We start from the raw sequence: 20,205 nt of genomic DNA, 5'->3' as shown, positions 1-20,205 counted from the left end.
CCACCCAGCGAAAACCCATGGATTGCTGCTTGTGACTCGTGAGTTCATCGACCTGTCCCATCAACAACAGCAGTCGATGAATGCCCTGAAGGCCTTTTATCGCAAGCGCCAAGAACAATACCAACAGGGCCTGAACAGCATGCATCCGCAAAGACAAACCCTGCACAACGAACTGCACGCGCGCCCGTCACTGTATTTCGACGAACCGGCCCATGTGTTTCATCTGGCCTTCCTTGGCGGGGAACCGGAGTGCAATGCGCTGCTGGAGCGCTGCTGCCCTGCTCCGATCGATCCTCATGCCGCTCAAGGCATCACCCAACTCGATGGCCACGCCCTGAAATGGGAACGCCACGCCGAGTTCTTCACCCTGACCCTGGTGGTCACTTCATCCTGCGATGACCTGTCCTGGACATCGCTGCCCGAGGTGCTGGCGCAAAAGGTCGAAGCGCATTTGCCGCAGCTGATCAACTCGGTGCAGATCGTCGTGCGTGGCGAAGCCGGCCTGGACCTCGCCGGCTACGGTTTCAAGGACCCGTGCGGTTCCTGCGTGGGCGGTGGCGATGCGGTGGTCTGGAGCGATTTTCGTCTCAGCGAGGACGGTAACAACCACATCCTGTTCGTCAACCGGCGCCTCAACGCTTACCGCCAAGGGCGGATGATCCGCCGTCTGCTGGAAATCGAGACCTATCGCATGATGGCCTCGCTGTCGTTGACCACGGCCAAGACCTTGAGCGCGCAACTTGATGTCTTTGACAAGACCTTGGTTACCCTCTCCGAGCGTAACGCCGACGCTGACAGCGGCAACGCGAAAGCCCTGTTGGCGGACATCTCCAACCTGTCAGCCCAAGTGGTCAGCAGTACCGCGAAAACCCGCCACCGCTTCAGTGCCACCCAAGCCTATGCCCAACTCGTGTACGAGCGCCTGGGCGAATTGCGAGAAAGCCACGTCGGCGATTGCCAGCGCCTCGGGGTGTTCATCGAACGTCGCTTCAAACCCACCGTCAGGTACTGCACCGCCACCGAACAACGCCTGGAGCACCTGGCCAAAAGCGTGGCCAACCTGGGCGACCTGTTGCAAGCCCGGGTTCAGGTGGAAATGGAAGAACAGAACTCGGAAATTCTCAAAAGCCTGAACGCCCGCGCCGACGCCCAGATCAAGATCCAGCGTGCCGTGGAAGGTCTGTCGATTATCGCCATTACTTACTACCTGCTGAACCTGCTCAAGCTTGGCTACTCAGGGTTGCACCTGCTTGGCGCCGAGGTGGCCCCGCGAGAGGCCATGCTGGCCATGACGCCCCTCGCGATCGCCATCCTTGCGCTGATTATTTTCCGCATCAAGAAAGTCAAAGAGCACTGATACGGTGAATCGCAGGGAGGCGCCATCACCCATCAGGATGGGAACAGGTCCAGTGTGCGCTCAACCTCTTGAATGTCGATTTTGAAGCCATCGCCCTCTGGCGTTCCGACCACAAAGCCAAAATTCTGGTTGTCGCGATCCGTCAGGTACTTGAAGTAGCTGACGAAACGGTTCGGTGGCTGCAGTACCAGCAACGAACCACCCTGCGGCAGTACATTGACACCATGTACAAGCTGGCTCCCTTCGACCCCCATCACGGTCCGCGCGCCGGCACATGTCGCCACGATGGTCGGGACATCGGTTTTCAAAGGATTGATTATGCGAAAATCCCTGGTCTTGCGCAGATGTTCAGCGAGCTCCATTTCATTGCGCAAGAAGCGCAAGTCACCGTCGCCACCCCGCAGAATGAACACGCCAGGGTGAGCGTCATAGCTCACGTGCGACAGTAGCTTTTCACCCATGGCACGGAAACGTAAATGCCTGCTTTGATTGTTGCTCACATCGTCGAACAGCACGAGCTCACGAAAGAACGCACCGTTCAAGCGAACCGGTTTCATGCCAAACCAGTCCTCATAGGCGGGAGCCTGGGTAAATAGAGGAAACCTGGCGGATGGCGCGGTGGTTACCGGGACGCCTTCGTCGCATGCCAATGAATAGGTCGGGCAGTCTTCCATCAACCATGTACCAAACCATGTATTTCCATTTTGCGTGCAGTAGGCGGCACCGCGATCGATCTCGTTTTCAACGACAATTCGCGGGAACAAACCGGGCTTGAGAGACAGCCAGAAACTTGCATTGTCCTTGTAGAGCGCGCCATCGATCAGCCAGACATCCTTGATCAGGTAGCCACGTGTAGGGCCTTGTACTACGTCGCCCAGCCCTTCCATTGTGCGAGCGGGATGTTCGAAAGGATAAAAGCGCTTCGCCTCCCATCCTGTGACGCGGTCCATTTGATTGGGCAGGAAGAAAGCCGGTGGAGAATGCGATATCCCACCCGGAGCAATATCCCAGGTTTTCACCGCCAGGCTTTTTAAGCTGATCTCCGCCTTTCGTGCGAGTCTTTTTCTTGCCATATACCTGTAGGCGGCAAGGGTCCATTTTTTTCGATTGCCAGTGGTCGAAGTGCTTATTTGCGAGACATCGCTTTCCATGAAAAGTCCTCCCTGCGGGACAGGGTCAATAATCAGACGCGAAGCGCTCTATTTATTTCAGTCGTGGAAATAGCTCAGCTGGATGCAATCCTTTTCATAATGGGTGGGGTCTGCAAACTGGCGTAGCGACTACGCAAGGTTTCGAGAAACTGTTCGCCCGAGCTCTTGGCGCAATAAAGATAAATCTTGTGCAGCCCGCCAAATACCATTTCATGATAACGGCTGGCGACCTCCTCATCGCTTGGGCCGTCCGGCAAGCCAAGGTGAAGGGTCAATTCCTTTCCTTCGACAGCGAATAGCGGCGTGTCCCAGAGGAATTTGGCGGCCCCTGTCTTGGGCAGCCGGACAAACATATAAGCGTGGTTTCCCAGGGAATCAATATCACCGCCGCGCCTTCTTTTCCATTTCAGAAGTCCGTCATCTGGCCGTGCCAGGCAAAGACCGATGTCGTAATAATCGAAGCCATTGTCTATCGCCCATTCAAGTGCCATGAAGGTGGTAATCGAGTTCACTTCACGCAGTCTTTTGGCATCTGAAAAAATCGCCTCGGTGTATCCGAAACGTAGCGTGCTCCAGTAGCGCTTTCCGCCCCGGGTTATTACGCAGCCAAGGTGACATGCAACAACCTCGTCCTCCAGCATGATCAGGTCGAGCCGGCCGACAGTCTTGGCGATCCTGAAAACCTCCTGCGTGGCAAATTGCGCAGCGTGGATGCCTTGCCTTGCCGTGGCATAAGGTCTAAGCATTTCCCTGTCTGCCTTTTCAATGTCTTCCTCCAACAGCGTCTGGACCATTCGGTAGCGCGGTCGGTTCTTGCGTATATTTCGACGCAATTCGCTATCGTATTTTGTGGTGATCTCCTCGATGGATCGCCCCAGCGGTACGACGGCGCTCAGATACAGGGGTACAGACAAGGCCCCCGAGGTCGGCATTTCACTGACCACGACCACATGATTCGACGCGCCAGGTTCCGTTTCGCCGTCGACCATGGGGGAATCACCTTGGGACTTTCCCCTTATGAGAAGCTTGGCCATCTCCCGCTTCTTTTTCCTTCCGATATAGAGGATTTCGTAAGGACTTTCGTTCTGCACTCTGAACCTGGCAATCTCCCAGCGCCAGAAACACGCACGTCCAAGGATGTCTCGCAACCAGTTTGAAGCGTTTCTTATCTCATACCGCATTGAAGGAGATATGAGTTTGCGGATAATTGCCGCCAAGTTCTCTTTCATTTCTTCGTCATCCTTTGAACTTTCTTTTGGGCAGATCAGAAAAAGATCAAGGCGGAACTTCAAGAGGCGTGCTTAAACCTTGATATAAAAGACATATTTGATGAGGAACGCTCTCACGTTCAGTGACTAGTAAAGATCAAGGTAGAGACTTTGCAAGCGACATGGGGTGGCGCCAGTCGTCTATTTCATGACGCCAATTTTTCTTCCAGGCCCAATAGAAGCGCCGTCAGTAGGGAGTTGTCGTGTTTTCGTCCAGCCGTCCTTAGTCAGCGCCCGAAGTATTTAACGGAGTGACGACGTCAGTGCTTGAAGGAGAGACATTAAGAAAGGCATTCCAGATCTCGTAAGCATCGTGATGCCGTTTGGTCGCCTCTTCCCATTCTGGTCCTGAAACACATTTGGAAGAGACCAGCGTCATCATGCCCATCGTTGCGGCGTCCAGCTCGATCAGGAATGCGTGAGACTGGATTCTGAAGTCTTCGACCGATGGCATTACGTGTTCCCCCGGCGGATTACACCGCTATTAAGGAGCGACTGCTCCTCGGACGGTGGAGTACCGCCAGGAGGGAAAATTCAGGCAGTCTGACCGCCGGTACGTTTAGTTGCCCAAGCTGATCGACGCCGACAAAAAATCTCGAACTCAAGCCATGGCATTGAATCCAATGTTCAGGTCAATGGAGGTCAGTGATATGAACAGCGATAACAGTGTTAACGACGTCGAACCGGACGCAACGTCAAACGCCGAAAGAGATCTTGAGGAGGACACGGACGCCAAAGATATGGATGAAACCGTTACGCCCTCTTCAACTAGAACCCAAGAGCAGGAAGCTGAGGAGCTCAGTCGGAAAATAGCTGAGATAGAACGGAAAGTGGCGGACGGTAACTAGCCAGATGCTTGACGCTGGCTAGCGTCAAAAGCGGCCATAGACGTGGGTCGAGTTGGCCGCTTTTTAACCTTGTTGGGCGCGTAACCGTTGCAAGTGCCTGTGCTGCTTTGACGTCAACTCATCCAGTTTCCACCGTCGACGTTGTAGGTCTGAGCCACCACGTATTCACTCTCGGACGACGCGAGGAATATAGCCATTCCCGTCAAGTCATCAGCAGTCCCCATCCGTCCGAAAGGCACCTCTTGACCCACGAGCCTTTTCTTTTCGCCCAATGGCCGATTCTCGTATTGAGCGAACATCGCATCGACGCCATCCCAGTGCTCGCCGTCTACCACACCTGGCGCGATGGCATTCACATTGATCCCATGCTTGATCAGATCCAGACCTGCTGATTGTGTCAGGCTGATCACTGCCGCTTTCGTCGCGCAATACACACCCACCAGTGCCTCCCCTCTGCGACCTGCCTGGCTGGCCATGTTGATGATTTTGCCGCCATGCCCCTGCCTGATCATCTGACGAGCAGCCGCCTGAAGGGTGAACAGTGTTCCTGCAACATTGATCGAAAACAAACGCTCGAAGCTGTCGCGGGTGATGTCGACTATGGACGCGAGATCGAATAATGCGGCGTTGTTGATCAGGATATCCAACTTGCCTGTCTGTGAAATCACAGCTGCAATCGCATCATCGATAGACGCTTGATCGGTCACGTCCATCTCGACAGCGTAAGCGTTTGGTCCGAGTTCGGCAGCCGTGGCCCGGGCGCGCTCAAGGTTGATGTCAGCGATGGCTACCGTTGCCCCTTCATTAACATAGGCCTGAGCAAAAGAACGGCCGATGCCTCGGGCGGATCCGGTGACAAGCGCGCTTTTACCTTCTAGTCGTTTCATTGAGTGTTCATCCGTTTTCTTGAATGTCGGGTACGCCCAACCGAGGGCATTGAAGAGGATTGAGATCAGGCGGCGCGACGCACCAACGGGGCGACAGCCTTGCCGTGTTCATCGAACAAATGGCAATGCGCAACGTCCAGCGCGACCCACCGCTGCTCTCCATAAGCGACGTCGCAGTCGCCATTGACTCGTACGGTGAGTGCTTCACCGGACTTGGCGACGACGTGGCAGAAGGTGTCACTGCCCAGGCGTTCGGTGACGTCCGTGGTGATGGGCAGTTGCCCTTGATCATCCAGGCTGAGGTGTTCGGGACGTATTCCCACGATGACCTCGTTGCCCTTGCCCAACGTGCTTCCATCACGAGGGATCAGCAGACGTCGACCGGAGGCCAGTTCGACCTCTACGCCCTGATGACTGTTGGCAACCACGGTGGCCTTGAGAAAGCCCATTTTAGGGGTGCCCAAAAAACCTGCTACGAACAGATTGGCCGGTTGGTGATAAAGCTCGAGCGGTGAGCCAATCTGCTCGATACGACCGCCGTTGAGCACCACCACCTTGGTGGCGAGCGTCATGGCTTCGACCTGATCATGAGTCACGTAGATCATCGTGGCCTGCAGTTCTTTATGCAGCCGGGATAGCTCCAGGCGCATCTGCACCCGTAGAGCGGCGTCGAGGTTGGACAGTGGCTCGTCGAACAAAAAGATCTTGGGGTTACGCACGATGGCGCGACCGATAGCCACGCGTTGACGTTGGCCGCCGGACAGTTGCTTCGGCTTGCGCTCCAATAGGCGTTCCAGCTCCAGGATCCGTGCAGCCTCAGTCACCTTGCGCTCGACGTCCTGCTTGTTATCACCCGCCAGATCAAGCGCAAACGACATGTTCTTGCGCACCGTCATGTGCGGGTACAGGGCGTAGGTCTGGAACACCATCGCCAGGTCGCGCTTGGCCGGGCTGACTTCGGTGATGTCGCGGCCGTCGAGCTCGATGGTGCCGCCGCTGACTTCTTCCAGGCCGGCAATCAGCCGCAGCAACGTGGATTTGCCGCAGCCCGATGGACCGACGAACACTACGAACTCGCGGTCGTTCACTTCCAGGTCGATGCCTTTGATGATGGAAAAGCCTTCGAAGCCTTTTTGCAGATTCTTGATTTTCAGGTTGGCCATGGTGGCGCTCCTCCGATTGTTGTTTTTTAAGATCAAAAGATCGCAGCCTGCGGCAGCTCCTACACGGAACGTCCGGCCGATGCGGTGCTCCTGTAGGAGCTGCCGCAGGCTGCGATCTTTTGCTTTTGATTCATTTCACGGCGCCGAACGACAGGCCGCGGACCAATTGTTTCTGGCTGATCCAGCCGAAGATCAGGATCGGCGCGCAGGCCAGCGTCGACACCGCCGACAACTTGGCCCAGAACAGACCTTCGGGACTTGAGTAGGAGGCGATCAATGCGGTCAACGGCGCGGCTTTCGACGAAGTCAGGTTCAAGGACCAGAACGCCTCGTTCCAGCACAGGATCAGCGACAGCAGCACCGTAGACGCCAGGCCGCCCTTGGCGATCGGCAACAATACCCGGACCATTTCCTGCCACAGCGTGGCACCGTCGAGGCGCGCGGCTTCGAGGATGTCCTTGGGGATGTCCTTGAAGTAGGTGTAAATCATCCAGACCACGATCGGCAGGTTGATCAGCGTGTAGATCACGATCAGGGCGATGCGCGTATCGAGCAGGCCGAAGCTCTTGGCCAGCAGGTAGATCGGCATCAGCACGCCCACCGGTGGCAGCATCTTGGTGGAGAGCATCCACAGCAGCGTGCCTTTGGTGCGCTTGGTTTCGTAGAACGCCATCGAGTACGCCGCCGGCACCGCGATCAGTAGGCACAGAGCGGTGGCGCTGAAGGAAATCACCACCGAGTTCCAGGCGAAGCTGAAGTAATCGCTGCGCTCGTTGATGTGCAGGTAGTTCTCCAGCGTCGGCGTGAAGATGAACTGCGGCGGCGTGGCGAACGCATCGATTTCGGTTTTGAAACTGGTCATCACCATCCAGAAGATCGGGAAGAAGATCAGGATCGCGATGGCCCAGGCCAGGGTGCCGAGCAGCAGGCTTTGCAGACGGCGGGATTGTTGAAGGGTCATGGCGCAGGCCTCAGGCTTTGTCTGTCAGGTTTTTGCCGATCATCCGCACCAGCACGATGGCCGCGATGTTGGCGATCACCACCGCGATCAAGCCACCGGCGGACGCCATGCCGACGTCGAACTGCACCAGCGCCTGGTTGTAGATCAGGTAGGCGAGGTTGGTCGAGGCGTAGCCGGGGCCGCCGTTGGTGGTGGTGAAGATTTCGGCGAACACCGAGAGCAGGAAGATGGTTTCGATCATCACCACCACCGCAATCGGGCGAGCCAGGTGCGGCAGGGTCAGGTGCCAGAAAATCGCGATCGGCCCGGCACCGTCGAGGCGTGCGGCTTCTTTCTGTTCCTGGTCGAGGGACTGCATGGCGGTCATCAGGATCAGGATCGCGAACGGCAGCCATTGCCAGGACACGATGATGATGATCGACAGCAGCGGGTAGTGCGCCAGCCAGTCCACCGGCTGCGCGCCGAACAGCTTCCAGACGTAGGCGAGAATCCCCGACACCGGATGGAAAATCAGGTTCTTCCAGATCAGCGCACCGACGGTGGGCATGATGAAAAACGGCGAGATCAGCATCACCCGTACGATGCCGCGACCGAGAAACTCACTGGCCTCCAGCAGCGCACTGATCAACACGCCGAACACCACGCTGATCAGCAGCACGCTGCCGACCAGCAACAAGGTGTTGGTGGCGCCGGGCAGGAACCCCGAATCGCTGAGGAAGTAGGTGAAGTTCTCCAGTCCCACGAACTCGTTTTCACCGGGATAGAGCAGGTTGTAGCGGATCATCGAAAAGTAAACGGTCATGCCCAGCGGCACGATCATCCACAGCAGCAACAACGCCACCGAGGGGCTGACCAGAAACCAGCCGGGGTTGGCCAACCGGCTTTTACGCACCGGTTGGGGAATGTCCATGTGAGCTTTGGCAGTTGAAATATTCATGGCTTCAAACCGATTAGGAACAGACATACAAAGATCGAAATGTGGGAGCGAGCCTGCTCGCGAAGAGACCGGTACATCCGATGCATCTTTGGCGACTGGAACATCGCTTTCGCGAGCAGGCTCGCTCCCACATTGATTGCGTTAAACCTGTGGGAGCGTGGCTTGTCCGCGATGGAGGCAACGGTGTCCAGACAATCAGGACAGTCGCACCCACCGCACCGTTACTATTTGGGGTAACCGGCGCGCTTCATTTCACGTTCGGTGGAGGTCTGTGCGGCGGCGAGGGCTTGATCAACCGACATCTGCCCGGTGAGCGCCGCCGAAAACAGTTTCCCTACAGACGTGCCGATCGCCTGGAATTCGGGAATGGTGACGTACTGGATGCCAACGTAAGGAACAGCCTTGATCGATGGGTGCGCAGGATCGGCGTGCTGCATCATCTGCAAGGTCACTTGCGCGAACGGTGCGGCCTTCAAATAGTCCTCGTTGTAGGTGGACTGCCGAGTGCCTGGCGGCACGTTGGTGATGCCGTCTGTTTTAGCGACAAGCTGGATGTATTCTTTTGACGTTGCCCACGTGATAAAGGCCTTTGCGGTGTCTTTGTGTTTGGAGGTTGCCGGTATCGCCAGCGACCACGCATACAGCCATGACGAACCTTTGTCGGTCACCTCAGTCGGTGCAGGCGCAAAGCCCACACTGTCGACGACCTTGCTCTGCTCTTTATCGGTGGTGAACGAGCCCGCGACGCTGGCATCCACCCAGATCGCGCATTTACCGCTGTTGAACAGTGCGAGGGTTTCGTTGAAACCATTGCTCGACACGCCTGGCGGCCCGAACTTCTTGAGCGTATCGACGTAAAAGTGCGCCGCTGCCGTCCACTCTGGGCTGGACAGTTCCGGCTGCCACTGTTCATCGAACCAACGGGCACCAAAGGCGTTGGCCATGGTGCTCATCAGCGCGATGTTCTCACCCCAACCGGCCTTACCGCGCAGGCACATGCCGTACTGCCCTTTGTCAGGCTGGTGGAGCCTGGAGGCAAATTCGCCGAGCTGGGTCCAGGTCGGATGCTCGGGCATGCTCAGGTCTGCTTGCTTGAACAGATCGGTGCGGTAATAGGTGATCGTACTTTCGCCATAGAAAGGCAACGCGTAGAGCGTGTTGTTGACCGACAGGCCTTGGCGTACCGAAGGGAAGATGTCTTCCAGGTCGTACTCGAGTGGCAGCCCCGTGATGGGCTCGAGCCAACTCTTGGCGCCCCAAAGCGGCGTTTCATAGGTACCAATCGTCAGCACATCGAATTGGCCGCCTTGTGTGGCAATGTCTGTGGTCAGGCGCTGACGCAGGACGTTTTCTTCCAGCACCACCCAATTGAGCTTCACATCAGGATGCTGCTGTTCAAACACTTTGGAGAGCCGCTGCATCCGGATCATGTCGCCATTGTTGACGGTGGCAATGGTCACTGTTTCAGCGGCTTGACTGACAAGGGCGAAGGATAGGCCAGCGGAAAGGAAAAGCGCTTTCGGGATGTTCATCGTAGTGCTCTCCGCTCCGCGCCTTGAACGACGGGAGCTATTATTTTTGTTTGTTAACCACCGCTGATCAAATACGTCTGACCGGCAATGGTGGACGACTGGATTACAACAGCTTGAAAAAGCCCGGACAAACGCATAGCGGACGCTCATCTGATACTTTTTTAACCGGGCGCGGCCTGGCAGCCCGGGATCAAAAAAGTATCAGTTGCAGGCAATACGTGAGCTAGCAGGTGCCGGACGAGTAGGCGTATGTTGGTCGCATTCGAAGAACAAAAAAGGGGCATGAGATGCCTGATTCCCGAGCAGCCCTGTTTGAGCAGCGACCCGCCGAGCTGGAGGTCATTCTTCCAGAGCCCGATCATTGCTTTCGCTGGTATGAACACGACTACCCCTACTCCCTGGCTCGCTGGAACCATCACCCTGAATTCGAAATTCATCTGATCCGCCAAGGCAGCGGCAAGCTCGTCGCGGGCGATTACATCGGTGCGTTCGGTGCAGGTCACGTGGCGCTCATCGGCCCCGACCTTCCCCATGACTGGATAGGGGATCTCGCGCCAGGTGAATACCTGGCGGGGCGCGATGTGGTGTTGCAGTTTGACGGCGCAGCCATTTTGGCCTTACGCGCAACGATGCCTGAGCTGGGCGAGCTTCAACACCTTTTCGAACAAGCACGTCGCGGCCTGGAATTCACCGGGGCAACGGCTGCACAGGCAGCGCGACTGCTGGAGGACATAGGCCCGGCGCAAGGGCTCGAGCGTTTGATTCTGTTCCTGCAATTGATCAACGCGCTGATGAAAGCGCCCTCGCCTGACGTTCATTTGCTCGCCAGCGCGTGCTACGCGCCCACCCTGGATGCCCGCAGTTCCGAGCGCATCAACAAAGCATTTGACTATCTACTGACTGAGCTCACAGGCGACATTCGCCTGTCGGTTATCGCTCAGCGCCTGGAAATGAGCGAGCCCGGTTTTTCGCGTTTCTTCAAAAGGATTACCGGCCACGGCTTCATCGATCTCATGCGCAAGCTCAGGGTTCAGCGCGCCTGCAGGCTGTTATTGCAAACAGAGAGGTCAGTGGCGGACATCTGCTTTGAGGTTGGCTATGAAAACCTTTCTAACTTCAACAGGCACTTTCGCATCGAAATGGAACAGACACCCAGCGAATATCGTCGAGCAATGGCGATGACGTTGTTCAATCGCAACGGTGCTCACCCCTCCCTGCCTTTCACCAGAACCCATTGAGTGAGTGATGTCCGGCGGTCGACTCTGATCAGCCAGCAGTAATCGCTCTGAGAAATATTGAGGAAATGACCATGGTATTGCCTCGCGCAGTCGTATTTGGCGAAGCCCTGACCGATCTTGTCCAAGGCATCCCCGGACAATGGAAAGGCTATCCAGGCGGCGCGCCCTGGAACGTTGCACGAGCGCTGAGTCGCTTGGGCGTCAGCAGCACTTTCGCAGGCTCTATCAGCACGGACTCCCTGGGCGATGAGATCGCCAGGCAGTCAGAGGCGGCAGGTCTGGACGGGCGATTTATCCAACGAGTAGACCGAGACCCCTTGGTGGCCATCGTTCCATCGAGCCGCCCTCCACGATATTTTTTTGCTGGAGATGCCGATCAGTTTTTCGATCCGGGTCTGATGCCAGATGGATGGATTGACCATGCCCAGGTGTGCCATTTCAGCTGTATCAGCCTGACTCGTCAGCCGCTTGGCGACCGATTGGTAAAACTCGCTCAGCAGGCCAAAGACGTGGGTAAACGGATTAGCTATGACCCGAACTGGCGTAACTTGATGGACAGCCGTTATCGGCAGCAGACGTTCCCGACGATGACCGCCCTGGCCGACATGATTAAACTTTCCGACGAAGACCTTCGGCACCTTTATCCAGGGCTGACCGAACACCAGGCATTGGATGAGCTTCGCGCACTGAATCCAGTGGCTGAAATCCTGTTTACCCGAGGTGAACACGGCATGGTTCTCTATACCCCCGACAGGCGGTACGAGCAGCCGGCTATCGCCGTAGACGTGGCCGATACGGTAGGTGCAGGAGACGCTTGCATGGCCGGTTGGCTGGCATCGGAGTTGCTCGGAATGACCGATTTGGCGGATCGCTTGCGATTTTCATCAGCTTGCGCATCTCTAGCCTGCCGCCATGCCGGAGCCCATGCTCCAACGTTGGCCGATGTGAAAGGGTTACTTAATGCGCCATAATCTTGAAGACACGCCGCTCCTTCACTACTGTAATTTGCATTGACGTTGGACGGGGCCAGGCCGGTTCCGGTGCTACGCTTTCATTTCCTGATAGAGAACGAAGCGATGCCCACCGAACTCTCAACCCCCAGAGTCACGACTGTAGCCATGAAACGGATCCTGATCGGTGGTATCACCGTAGCGATTATCGGCACGATGACGTATGGATTTTTCCAATGGAAAATCGTCGAGAGCCAAAAACAAGACATGCTCTGCGGGCAGGCCAAGCAGACGCTGAAAGGCGTGGAGATCCGGGCGCGGGCGTTGGCTGCGGGACTGTCTGTAGAAGACTATGGCAAGGCTGAAGAAGACGAAGTGGCGACACTCATTGGTGCGCTCGACGCCGCCAAGAGCGACGCTGAGGTCGACTCGGTCATAGAGGCTCACGCTGCCACCATAGAAGCAGAGGATGCGGCGATTGACGCTCAGGTTGATACCCGAGGCGATCAGACATTCCTCGAACAACGACTCGTGAAACAGCGGATACCGGTCGACGTTAAACAAGAACTGCAACGCGCCGCGAAGGCCGTTAGCGTCATGTGCAGTTAGTGTTCAACAGTGCCCTACCCCACGGCCCCCAAGTAATAGTTCTGGATATCCTCGCGCTCGGCCAACTCGGCCGCCGAACCTTCATCCACCACCCGGCCGTTCTCCAGCACAAAGGCGTACTGAGCGTAATCCAGGGCGATGTTGATGTTTTGCTCGGCCACCAGCAGGCTCAAACCCTCCTCACGGTTGAGCCGGGCGAGGATCTCGAAAATCTCCTCGACCACCTGCGGCGCCAGGCCCATGGACGGTTCATCCAGCAGCAACAGGCGCGGCTCGGACATCAGTGCCCGGCCGATGGCGACCATTTGCTGTTCCCCTCCGGAGGTGTAGCCGGTCAAGCGCTTGCGCAGCAGGCGCAACCGCGGGAAGTAACCGTAGATGCGCTCCAGACGCTGATTCAGCACCTTGCGTGACGGCCGCCCGACAAATCCGCCAATCAGCAGGTTCTGTTCGACGCTCAGGTGGGTGAAGCAATGCCGCCCTTCAAGCACCTGGGCCAACCCCGCCAGCACCAGGCTAGCGGGGTCGGCATCGGTAATCACTTGCCCTTGATACACAATTCGGCCCTTGACCACTTCGCCGCGTTCGGCCCGCACCAGGCTGGAAATCGCCTTGAGCGTCGTGCTCTTGCCCGCCCCATTGGCCCCGAGCAGGGCCACCATTTGCCCCTTGCCGACCTGCAGCGTGACGCCGCGCAAGGCGAGAATCGACTGTTCGTAGAAAACTTCGACCTGCTCCAGGCTCAGCAAGGGCGGGTCGGCTTGTAGGCTCTGGCTCATCGGACCTTATTGCTCCTGGCTGCAGTTGCGCGGGGTGATGGCCTTTTCCTTGGCGTATTGGGCGGCGGAGGCTTCGATGATCGGCCGCAGCAATGCGCGATCAGCCTGGACCCAGTCGCTGATCAGGTTCCAGCGTTGGCCGTCCCATTGCTGAAAGCGCACAGCGCCGCCGCCTTCATGGTCGGCACACGACAGCTTCAATGGCTGCACCAGCCCTTTGGCGCCCAAGGCCTGCAACCGTGCATCGTCGAGGTTCAGGTGTTCGAAGCCCCAGCGCACTTGCTCACCGGTCAGCGGTTTGTCGCCGTATTTTTCCTGAGCCAGGCGCAGGGCTTCGACGTTGAGAATGCCGTTCACCACGCCGAGGTTGTAGTACACGGTGCCGAAGCGCTTCGGATCGGCAAGGTTGCCTTTGCCGGCGTCCACCACGTTTTGCTTGATACCTTGCAGCACCGGGAAATCGGTACCCGAAGGGTGGGTGGTGATCGAGATGAACCCTTTGGCGGCAGCACCGGCGGGGACCACGTCTTCTTCCGAGTTGCTCCAGATATTGCCGATGATGTGATCCGCCGGGTAACCGACCTTTTGCGCCGACTTCAGCGCCACCGGATTCTGTCGGTACTGCGGTTGTCGCAACCGACAGAGGTTTCTTTTTAAGCAGCCGGGATTTACCGGGTGGAAGCTGATCGACTCAATGCCAGAGACTCGGCAGAAAACACTTGAGCGTCGGTCAGCTTCGGACAACTTCAAGGCGTAATCGCAACCTTCATCACCCCGCCCCGCTGATGTGCAAACAATCCCCAGGCTGGACAAACGTGCGCTTGAGTTCAGCACGAACCTCAGCCTGCAACCGGTTTACGGACGGGAGGTTGATCATGGTCAATACTTAGAGACTGGATGTGCGTCGCACGAGCCGCACGTCGGGCGGCTAATCCATGGGAGGTTCGTCATGTCTGGTCAATCCCGCTTCATGCTGGTTGCATCACCGCTGATGGAACACAGCCCCGCTTTCGACAGGGCCGCTGCGCTGGCCAAGGCCGAAGACGCCGCGCTGCACATCGTCGCCTTCGATTACCTTGAAGGCTTGGCGACCGCCAGTCTGGTCAACGAAAAGGCTCTGGAACAGATGCGCGTGGGCTACGTCGAGCGCCACCGTCAATGGCTTGAGGAACAGGCCCGCCCCTTGCGCAAAATCGGGGTGAGCGTCACCACCGAAGTGGCCTGGGTCGAACGCCCCTTGGAGGAAATCCTGATTCACATCAAAGAGCAGCCGATGGATGTGCTGATCAAGGCGCTGGAGCACGAATCGCTGCTGTCGCGGCTGATGTTTACCCCGCTCGATGTGCATTTGTTGCGCGAATGCCCGGTGCCGCTGCATTTCGTCAGCCACGCCGTGCACGCCTTGCCGCGAAAGATCGTCGCGGCGGTCGACCCCTTTCATCGCGATGACCATTACAAAACCTTCAACGACCGAATCCTTCACGAGGCGGCGAAACTGGCGAGCGCCTGTAATGCCGAGCTCGATGTGGTCTACGCCTATGACCTTTCATCCATCAGCGCCGACGAATTCGGCTTCGACAACGGTTCGGCGTTCTTCTCGTCGGGCAAGGCCAAGACCGTGTTCGATTACCAGGAGGATGCCTTCAACGACCTGGCCGAGCGCAACGGCATCGCGCCGGAGCAGCGGCACATGATCATGGGCAACCCGGCCAAGGTCCTCACCCGCTATGTCGATGCCTATGACGTTGACGTGATTGTCATGGGCCGGATCGGCCATCGCGGCATGGGCCGGCTGATCGGCAGTACGGTGGAGCATCTGCTATACAAAATGCCGTGCAGCGTTTGGGTGGTGTACACCGAACGGCTGGATGAATAGCTGCGATCACGCTGCCCCTGTAGGAGCTGCCGCAGGCTGCGATCTCTTGATCTTCATTCGACGCGACAGGGTCAAGATCAAAAGATCGCAGCTTTCGGCAGCTCCTACAGTGTTCTCTTCAAATAGGTGAATGAGATCAACGCCGGGTGATCACCACCTCCAGGTATTCACTCGGCACCACCAGCGATTTCTCTCCCGCTCTGTTCATGCGGTTGATCAATTCGGTCATGTCGCTTTCCAGCGCTTGGGCGCCTTCAGGAGGCAGTGCCGCGAACGCCTTGTGAACCGGGCCGTACCAAGTGCGGAACGTGTCGATGAAATGCGCGGCCGAGCGGTAACGGAAGTTGAAGGTCTTGCGCGTCACCTGGAGCAGAAAGTCACGTTCGTCGAACTGCGTGTGCAGCCAGGCTTCGGTGCCCCACTGCGAAGGCGGTTGAGCGCCCGGCGGTGGCGGCGGCAGGTGGCGGCCGAGGGTCTTGAACATCTGGCCGACGAAACCTTCGGGCGTCCAGTTGGCGAGGCCGATCCGCCCTCCGGGGCGACAGACCCGCGCCAGTTCCGCGGCGGCCTTGGGTTGGTCCGGCGTAAACATCACCCCGAAGGTCGAAAGCACGGCATCGAAGCTGGCATCCTCGAACGGCAAGGCTTCAGCGTCAGCCACTTGAAACAAGACTTCCAGGCGTTCTGCCCTGGCCCGGTCTTCGCCGCGTTCCAGCAGCGCGGCCACGTAGTCGGTAGAAGTGACGTGGCAACCACGGCGCGCAGCGGCGAGCGTCGCGTTACCGTTGCCGGCGGCCACGTCGAGCACGCGTTCATCGCAAAGCAGGTCGCAGGCCTCGGCGAGCTGCTCACCGACAATCTGCAAAGTGGTGCCGATCACGGCATAGTCGCCACTGGCCCAAGAGGCCATCTGACGGTTTTTCAAGGCAGTAAGATCAATGGGTGTACTCATGAATTCCGCTCCGTTGCGGGTTGGAACGCAACCCGGCTTACTCGGCCGTGGTGGGATCGATGATGGCCGTGACCTGGGAAATGCGGTTGGCCGGGAAACCGCTCTGCCTGGCGTGTTCCTTGATCAACTCTTCGTTGGGCGCGATGTACACGCAGTAGAGCTTGTCACCGGTGACATAACTCTGCTGCCACTGCACCTCTGGCAAGTCGCGCAACGTCCTGCAGGACTTTTGCGAAGCCGCTTTCAAATCCCTTTCTGACAGTGTTCCAGCACCTGGAATCTCGCGTTCTATGACGAACTTCGGCATGGCAACCTCTCATTCTTGTTATTGATGACAGGGTCGGCGGACCCTGTAGGTCAACTATCGCGCCGGGCAACGCTGGCGTCCTGCCCGATCGTCGGCCAACCCTGCCCGATCGTCCGGAGATTTCACGCTCCGCGTCGACAGGATCACAATCAAAAGCCGCCCCGCCAACACGGGAAAACTACCATGGATGCCTTGTCACAGACCCTGCGCGTCGTCCGCCTGGTCGGCGCGATTTTCATCAATGCCAGGTTCACTGCCCCCTGGTGCTACCAGTCGCCGAGCGCTGACACGGCGGCGCCGTTTCTGGAGCCCGGCGCCGAACGCGTGGTGATCTTCCACTTGATCACCGAAGGCGAGTGTTATGTCGAATTGGGTGATGATCCCCCGCTCCTGCTGACGGCCGGCGATGTGGTGGTTTTCCCTCAGGGAGATGCCCATCGCATGAGCTCTAAACCGGGGCTCGCGCCTGCCACGGGTGCGCGGCTGGACGTGGTGCTGGCGCGGCGTCCACGGCAATTGAGCTATGGCGGTGGCGGCGCGGTAACACGGTTGGTGTGCGGCTATCTGGCGTGCGATACCCGTCTGGCCGGCATGTTGCTGACCGGGTTGCCGGCGGTGGTCCGGGTCAATGTGCGCGGCTCGAATGCCGGTATCTGGCTGGAATCGTCGGTCCGTTATGCACTGGCCGAAGCGCGCTCGCCCCGCCCCGGCGGCGAAGGTGTGCTGGCGAAACTGGCCGAGGTGTTGTTCATCGAGGTGCTGCGCCTGTACATGCACGAACAAGGCGAAGGCCGCACCGGTTGGCTGGCGGGTGTGGGCGACCGGATCGTTGGCGCCGCCCTCAACGCGTTGCACAAAAAACCGTGTCACGCCTGGACGCTGGATGAACTGGCGCGCACTGCCGGCACTTCAAGATCGGTGTTGGCGGAGCGCTTCCAGCAACTGGTGGGGAGTTCGCCGATGCAGTACCTGACGCAATGGCGGATGTTGCTGGCGGCCAACCTGTTACGCAGCAGTAACAGCTCGTTGATGCGGATTGCCGAAGAGGTGGGCTACCAGACTGACACGGCGTTCAGTCGGGCGTTTCGTCGAGAGTATGGCGCGCCACCGGCGGCGTGGCGGCGCAGTCAGGAGAAAAAACCAACGGCCCACGGCGTGGGGCCTGTGAGCCATTGATTTGTAGGTTTATGCGGCGGGTGCTTTAGCCTCTTCCAGCAACTGCTGAATCACTTTCTCCTGAGTCTCGTAGCTGCCTTCACCAAAGTGGGTGTAACGCACTTGGCCCTTGGCGTCGATCAGGTAGTGAGCCGGCCAGTACTGGTTGTCGAAATTGCGCCAGATCGCATAGTTGTTGTCGATGGCCACCGGGTAGGTGATGCCGAGCTTTTTCACCTGATCCTTGACGTTGTCGATGATGCGCTCGAAACCGTATTCAGGGGTGTGGACGCCGATCACCACCAGGCCATCCTTCTCGTATTTCTTCGCCCAATCCTTCACGTAGGGCAAGGTGTGCTGGCAGTTGATGCAGTCGTAGGTCCAGAAGTCCACCAGCACCACTTTGCCTTTCAGGGACTCGTTGGTCAGGGCTGGCGAGTTAAGCCATTGCACTGCGCCGGCAATGGACGGCATGGCGCCTTTGGCGTTGTCCATGGACGAGTCTGCGCTGACCTTGCTGACGAAGTAATCGACGACTTTCGGTACGGTTTCCAACACACCTTTCTCGATGCTGCTCACGCCTTCGGACGATGTGCCGGCCAGCAGTGTTTTGTCGGCCCCGGTGGAAATCACCGCCGCTGCCGCCAGCACCGCAACACCCGTACCACGACGCAGCCACCCGGTGATCGGAATCGACGACTTCAAGCGATTGACCAGGCCGCGACCGGCGAAGATCAAGGTGCCCAGGGACAATGCGCTGCCCAGGCCGTACGCCACCAGTAACAGGCTGGTTTGAGCATTTGCACCTTGCAGCATGGCGCCCGTGAGGATAACCCCGAGGATCGGCCCGGCGCACGGTGCCCAAAGTAGACCGGTGGCAACGCCGATCATGACCGAACTCAACGGACCGGACATTTTGCGGGTGTCCGGATCGAGACGGTTGCCCAGCGTCACGAAGGGACGGGCCAGCCAGTCACCGACACGGGCGGAAATCAGCGACAGGGCGAACAGCACCATCACGATCAAGGCCACATGACGGCCGGTGTTGTTGGCGTGTACCACCCACTCGCTGCTGACCACGGCCAGGCTGGAAATCAGGGCGAAGGTCAGGACCATACCGCCGAGGGTGAGCAAGATCGAGGAACGTGTGCGTTTAACACCGGCGAACAGGAACGGCACGACCGGGAGGATGCAAGGGCTGAGGACGGTCAATATGCCGCCGAGGAAAGCGATGAGAAACATGGCTGTCACCTTGAAAATGGTGGTTAGGATTCGAAATCCACCCCTCACCCTAACCCTCTCCCCAGAGGGGCGAGGGGACTGACCGAGTGGTTTGGTAGAAATTCTGCGACCTGAAAGTGCGAGTCGAACTCAGATTTTGAAAAGCTTGGAGATCTGCCCCCTTTCCCCCTCTCCCCACTGGGGAGAGGGCTGGGGTGAGGGGTGGCTCTCACGGACACCCTCAAGCAGTCTGGCTATCCAGCAACTGCCCCTGCGGAGTCCGGTTACCACCGTTCTCTGCCAAAAAGGCGTTCCCACCCTTCTCCGCCACCGGCGTCAGCTGGAAGCAAGTCGCGCTGCCACAGCTTTTCTGTTCAACAGCAGCGTTGGCATGGGCAGCGGCGCCAGCCACGGAGAAGGCAATGGCAGTCAAAAAGCGGGTGACGTTGTTCATGATGTTCTTCCTGTTTCAAATGGGATGGGCAATGGGTCAGCGCCGGACTCAGTTGTCTGAGTTGCAGCCATCAGCAAATTTGCGATAGTCCAGGACCTGGGTTTTGTTATGGGAATCCAGGTAAGTCAGCTGGGCATCCACAACCCCACAGGAAGTCGAGGCGTCCTGTTTCAGCGACACCACTTTCTTGATGTCCAGGTGCGTGCCGTAGGTGTAGGTTTTAGCGGAGACATCGGCTTCGGCACGGGCCGACAAGGTGCAGATGTTCAGGGCGGCAAACAGGCAAGCGGCGTAGACGGCTTTGGTGTTCATGGTGGTTTCCTCAAGGCTTCAATAGGGCAATCGTTTATTGGGCCGAGGCGGTTTGATTTGCCTCGATGGAACCTATTAGAAGCTCGCGAGGTATCCCGACTGTGTCAGGAACAGGCGCGTGTAAATCGGTACGTATCAAAACCGGGCCGGGATACACAGCGATACAAATGCCCTGAAAATGGGTGTTTTTGCGTCCACGTGTATCCGCCGATATGCCAGATACACTGCAATACAAAGGACTGCGGGCG

General features: G+C 57.9%; 21 protein-coding genes and 1 pseudogene. 7 read left to right on the top strand and 15 right to left on the bottom strand.

Annotated elements, in window-relative coordinates:
• The first annotated feature begins 139 nt into the window (after nucleotides 1–139).
• Entirely contained in the window at nucleotides 140–1,357 is a 1,218-nt protein-coding gene (locus ACA059_RS12225; RefSeq protein ID WP_497634660.1) for a DUF3422 domain-containing protein, read from the top strand.
• Between the two features lie 32 nt (nucleotides 1,358–1,389).
• Here ACA059_RS12225 and ACA059_RS12220 read toward each other — a convergent pair whose 3' ends face one another.
• The 3 genes from ACA059_RS12220 to ACA059_RS12210 form a co-directional block, all read right to left on the bottom strand.
• On the bottom strand, nucleotides 1,390–2,508 hold the full coding sequence (locus ACA059_RS12220) for a glycosyltransferase family 61 protein (protein ID WP_497633987.1): 1,119 nt from the start codon (nucleotides 2,506–2,508) through the stop codon (nucleotides 1,390–1,392).
• A 74-nt stretch (nucleotides 2,509–2,582) separates the two neighbouring features.
• The gene (locus ACA059_RS12215; RefSeq protein WP_497633986.1) at nucleotides 2,583–3,737 is read right to left on the bottom strand and encodes a GNAT family N-acetyltransferase; all 1,155 of its coding nucleotides are present in this window, start codon (nucleotides 3,735–3,737) and stop codon (nucleotides 2,583–2,585) included.
• A gap of 262 nt (nucleotides 3,738–3,999) precedes the next feature.
• Entirely contained in the window at nucleotides 4,000–4,230 is a 231-nt protein-coding gene (locus ACA059_RS12210) for a hypothetical protein (RefSeq protein ID WP_008155471.1), read from the bottom strand.
• A 196-nt stretch (nucleotides 4,231–4,426) separates the two neighbouring features.
• Between ACA059_RS12210 and ACA059_RS12205 the strand changes: the two genes are divergently transcribed.
• Entirely contained in the window at nucleotides 4,427–4,624 is a 198-nt protein-coding gene (locus ACA059_RS12205) for a hypothetical protein (protein WP_497634659.1), read from the top strand.
• A 113-nt stretch (nucleotides 4,625–4,737) separates the two neighbouring features.
• Here the strand turns inward: ACA059_RS12205 and ACA059_RS12200 are convergent, their stop codons facing one another.
• The 5 genes from ACA059_RS12200 to ACA059_RS12180 form a co-directional block, all read right to left on the bottom strand.
• Entirely contained in the window at nucleotides 4,738–5,511 is a 774-nt protein-coding gene (locus ACA059_RS12200; protein WP_497633985.1) for an L-iditol 2-dehydrogenase, read from the bottom strand.
• 65 nt (nucleotides 5,512–5,576) lie between these two features.
• Nucleotides 5,577–6,674 (bottom strand): ABC transporter ATP-binding protein, encoded by a 1,098-nt coding sequence (locus tag ACA059_RS12195; RefSeq protein ID WP_497633984.1) that lies wholly within the window; start codon nucleotides 6,672–6,674, stop codon nucleotides 5,577–5,579.
• 130 nt (nucleotides 6,675–6,804) lie between these two features.
• Nucleotides 6,805–7,635: a carbohydrate ABC transporter permease gene (locus ACA059_RS12190; protein ID WP_033055010.1), complete on the bottom strand. Its 831-nt coding sequence runs from the start codon at nucleotides 7,633–7,635 to the stop codon at nucleotides 6,805–6,807.
• A gap of 10 nt (nucleotides 7,636–7,645) precedes the next feature.
• On the bottom strand, nucleotides 7,646–8,572 hold the full coding sequence (locus tag ACA059_RS12185; protein ID WP_497633983.1) for a carbohydrate ABC transporter permease: 927 nt from the start codon (nucleotides 8,570–8,572) through the stop codon (nucleotides 7,646–7,648).
• A 224-nt stretch (nucleotides 8,573–8,796) separates the two neighbouring features.
• The gene (locus ACA059_RS12180) at nucleotides 8,797–10,104 is read right to left on the bottom strand and encodes an ABC transporter substrate-binding protein (RefSeq protein WP_497633982.1); all 1,308 of its coding nucleotides are present in this window, start codon (nucleotides 10,102–10,104) and stop codon (nucleotides 8,797–8,799) included.
• A gap of 287 nt (nucleotides 10,105–10,391) precedes the next feature.
• On the opposite strand from ACA059_RS12180, the gene ACA059_RS12175 reads away from it, so the two are divergent.
• From ACA059_RS12175 to ACA059_RS12165, 3 genes are all read left to right on the top strand, one after another.
• Nucleotides 10,392–11,342, top strand: a complete 951-nt coding sequence (locus ACA059_RS12175; protein WP_497633981.1) for an AraC family transcriptional regulator — start codon at nucleotides 10,392–10,394, stop codon at nucleotides 11,340–11,342.
• Between the two features lie 71 nt (nucleotides 11,343–11,413).
• On the top strand, nucleotides 11,414–12,313 hold the full coding sequence (locus ACA059_RS12170) for a carbohydrate kinase family protein (protein ID WP_497633980.1): 900 nt from the start codon (nucleotides 11,414–11,416) through the stop codon (nucleotides 12,311–12,313).
• A gap of 147 nt (nucleotides 12,314–12,460) precedes the next feature.
• The gene (locus ACA059_RS12165) at nucleotides 12,461–12,901 is read left to right on the top strand and encodes a hypothetical protein (RefSeq protein WP_497633979.1); all 441 of its coding nucleotides are present in this window, start codon (nucleotides 12,461–12,463) and stop codon (nucleotides 12,899–12,901) included.
• 14 nt (nucleotides 12,902–12,915) lie between these two features.
• Here ACA059_RS12165 and ACA059_RS12160 read toward each other — a convergent pair whose 3' ends face one another.
• A complete protein-coding gene (locus tag ACA059_RS12160; protein ID WP_497633978.1) occupies nucleotides 12,916–13,680 on the bottom strand; it encodes an ABC transporter ATP-binding protein in 765 nt (254 codons plus the stop codon).
• Between the two features lie 6 nt (nucleotides 13,681–13,686).
• Nucleotides 13,687–14,292, bottom strand: a pseudogene (locus ACA059_RS12155) (type 1 periplasmic-binding domain-containing protein); the annotation flags it as partial.
• Nucleotides 14,293–14,629: 337 nt separating this feature from the next.
• Here ACA059_RS12155 and ACA059_RS12150 point away from each other — a divergent pair.
• A complete protein-coding gene (locus ACA059_RS12150; RefSeq protein WP_497633977.1) occupies nucleotides 14,630–15,556 on the top strand; it encodes a universal stress protein in 927 nt (308 codons plus the stop codon).
• Between the two features lie 136 nt (nucleotides 15,557–15,692).
• Here the strand turns inward: ACA059_RS12150 and ACA059_RS12145 are convergent, their stop codons facing one another.
• Both ACA059_RS12145 and ACA059_RS12140 read right to left on the bottom strand, forming a co-directional pair.
• Nucleotides 15,693–16,508, bottom strand: a complete 816-nt coding sequence (locus ACA059_RS12145) for a class I SAM-dependent methyltransferase (RefSeq protein WP_497633976.1) — start codon at nucleotides 16,506–16,508, stop codon at nucleotides 15,693–15,695.
• A gap of 37 nt (nucleotides 16,509–16,545) precedes the next feature.
• Entirely contained in the window at nucleotides 16,546–16,815 is a 270-nt protein-coding gene (locus ACA059_RS12140) for a DUF4242 domain-containing protein (protein ID WP_033060295.1), read from the bottom strand.
• 183 nt (nucleotides 16,816–16,998) lie between these two features.
• Here ACA059_RS12140 and ACA059_RS12135 point away from each other — a divergent pair, with 183 nt between their 5' ends.
• Entirely contained in the window at nucleotides 16,999–17,991 is a 993-nt protein-coding gene (locus tag ACA059_RS12135) for an AraC family transcriptional regulator (RefSeq protein WP_497633975.1), read from the top strand.
• A 9-nt stretch (nucleotides 17,992–18,000) separates the two neighbouring features.
• Here ACA059_RS12135 and ACA059_RS12130 read toward each other — a convergent pair whose 3' ends face one another.
• From ACA059_RS12130 to ACA059_RS12120, 3 genes are all read right to left on the bottom strand, one after another.
• On the bottom strand, nucleotides 18,001–19,212 hold the full coding sequence (locus ACA059_RS12130) for a cytochrome c biogenesis protein DipZ (RefSeq protein ID WP_497633974.1): 1,212 nt from the start codon (nucleotides 19,210–19,212) through the stop codon (nucleotides 18,001–18,003).
• Nucleotides 19,213–19,432: 220 nt separating this feature from the next.
• Nucleotides 19,433–19,645, bottom strand: coding sequence for a hypothetical protein (locus ACA059_RS12125; protein ID WP_497633973.1), 213 nt, complete (start codon nucleotides 19,643–19,645; stop codon nucleotides 19,433–19,435).
• Nucleotides 19,646–19,693: 48 nt separating this feature from the next.
• The gene (locus ACA059_RS12120; protein WP_497633972.1) at nucleotides 19,694–19,957 is read right to left on the bottom strand and encodes a DUF2790 domain-containing protein; all 264 of its coding nucleotides are present in this window, start codon (nucleotides 19,955–19,957) and stop codon (nucleotides 19,694–19,696) included.
• Between the last annotated feature and the right edge of the window lie 248 nt (nucleotides 19,958–20,205).

The sequence above is a fragment of the Pseudomonas sp. LBUM1647 genome, from assembly GCF_059716175.1.
The sequence above is the reverse complement of the archived record's forward strand: the minus strand, read 5'-3'. Positions and strand labels throughout refer to the sequence as shown.

What these genes read in the sequence shown, in the direction of transcription:
- ACA059_RS12225 (WP_497634660.1), top strand. Translation starts at nt 140, where the DNA reads ATGCATCCGCAAAGACAAACCCTGCACAACGAACTGCACGCGCGCCCG.
- ACA059_RS12220 (WP_497633987.1), bottom strand. Translation starts at nt 2,508, where the DNA reads ATGGAAAGCGATGTCTCGCAAATAAGCACTTCGACCACTGGCAATCGA.
- ACA059_RS12215 (WP_497633986.1), bottom strand. Translation starts at nt 3,737, where the DNA reads ATGAAAGAGAACTTGGCGGCAATTATCCGCAAACTCATATCTCCTTCA.
- ACA059_RS12210 (WP_008155471.1), bottom strand. Translation starts at nt 4,230, where the DNA reads ATGCCATCGGTCGAAGACTTCAGAATCCAGTCTCACGCATTCCTGATC.
- ACA059_RS12205 (WP_497634659.1), top strand. Translation starts at nt 4,427, where the DNA reads ATGAACAGCGATAACAGTGTTAACGACGTCGAACCGGACGCAACGTCA.
- ACA059_RS12200 (WP_497633985.1), bottom strand. Translation starts at nt 5,511, where the DNA reads ATGAAACGACTAGAAGGTAAAAGCGCGCTTGTCACCGGATCCGCCCGA.
- ACA059_RS12195 (WP_497633984.1), bottom strand. Translation starts at nt 6,674, where the DNA reads ATGGCCAACCTGAAAATCAAGAATCTGCAAAAAGGCTTCGAAGGCTTT.
- ACA059_RS12190 (WP_033055010.1), bottom strand. Translation starts at nt 7,635, where the DNA reads ATGACCCTTCAACAATCCCGCCGTCTGCAAAGCCTGCTGCTCGGCACC.
- ACA059_RS12185 (WP_497633983.1), bottom strand. Translation starts at nt 8,572, where the DNA reads ATGAATATTTCAACTGCCAAAGCTCACATGGACATTCCCCAACCGGTG.
- ACA059_RS12180 (WP_497633982.1), bottom strand. Translation starts at nt 10,104, where the DNA reads ATGAACATCCCGAAAGCGCTTTTCCTTTCCGCTGGCCTATCCTTCGCC.
- ACA059_RS12175 (WP_497633981.1), top strand. Translation starts at nt 10,392, where the DNA reads ATGCCTGATTCCCGAGCAGCCCTGTTTGAGCAGCGACCCGCCGAGCTG.
- ACA059_RS12170 (WP_497633980.1), top strand. Translation starts at nt 11,414, where the DNA reads ATGGTATTGCCTCGCGCAGTCGTATTTGGCGAAGCCCTGACCGATCTT.
- ACA059_RS12165 (WP_497633979.1), top strand. Translation starts at nt 12,461, where the DNA reads ATGAAACGGATCCTGATCGGTGGTATCACCGTAGCGATTATCGGCACG.
- ACA059_RS12160 (WP_497633978.1), bottom strand. Translation starts at nt 13,680, where the DNA reads ATGAGCCAGAGCCTACAAGCCGACCCGCCCTTGCTGAGCCTGGAGCAG.
- ACA059_RS12150 (WP_497633977.1), top strand. Translation starts at nt 14,630, where the DNA reads ATGTCTGGTCAATCCCGCTTCATGCTGGTTGCATCACCGCTGATGGAA.
- ACA059_RS12145 (WP_497633976.1), bottom strand. Translation starts at nt 16,508, where the DNA reads ATGAGTACACCCATTGATCTTACTGCCTTGAAAAACCGTCAGATGGCC.
- ACA059_RS12140 (WP_033060295.1), bottom strand. Translation starts at nt 16,815, where the DNA reads ATGCCGAAGTTCGTCATAGAACGCGAGATTCCAGGTGCTGGAACACTG.
- ACA059_RS12135 (WP_497633975.1), top strand. Translation starts at nt 16,999, where the DNA reads ATGGATGCCTTGTCACAGACCCTGCGCGTCGTCCGCCTGGTCGGCGCG.
- ACA059_RS12130 (WP_497633974.1), bottom strand. Translation starts at nt 19,212, where the DNA reads ATGTTTCTCATCGCTTTCCTCGGCGGCATATTGACCGTCCTCAGCCCT.
- ACA059_RS12125 (WP_497633973.1), bottom strand. Translation starts at nt 19,645, where the DNA reads ATGAACAACGTCACCCGCTTTTTGACTGCCATTGCCTTCTCCGTGGCT.
- ACA059_RS12120 (WP_497633972.1), bottom strand. Translation starts at nt 19,957, where the DNA reads ATGAACACCAAAGCCGTCTACGCCGCTTGCCTGTTTGCCGCCCTGAAC.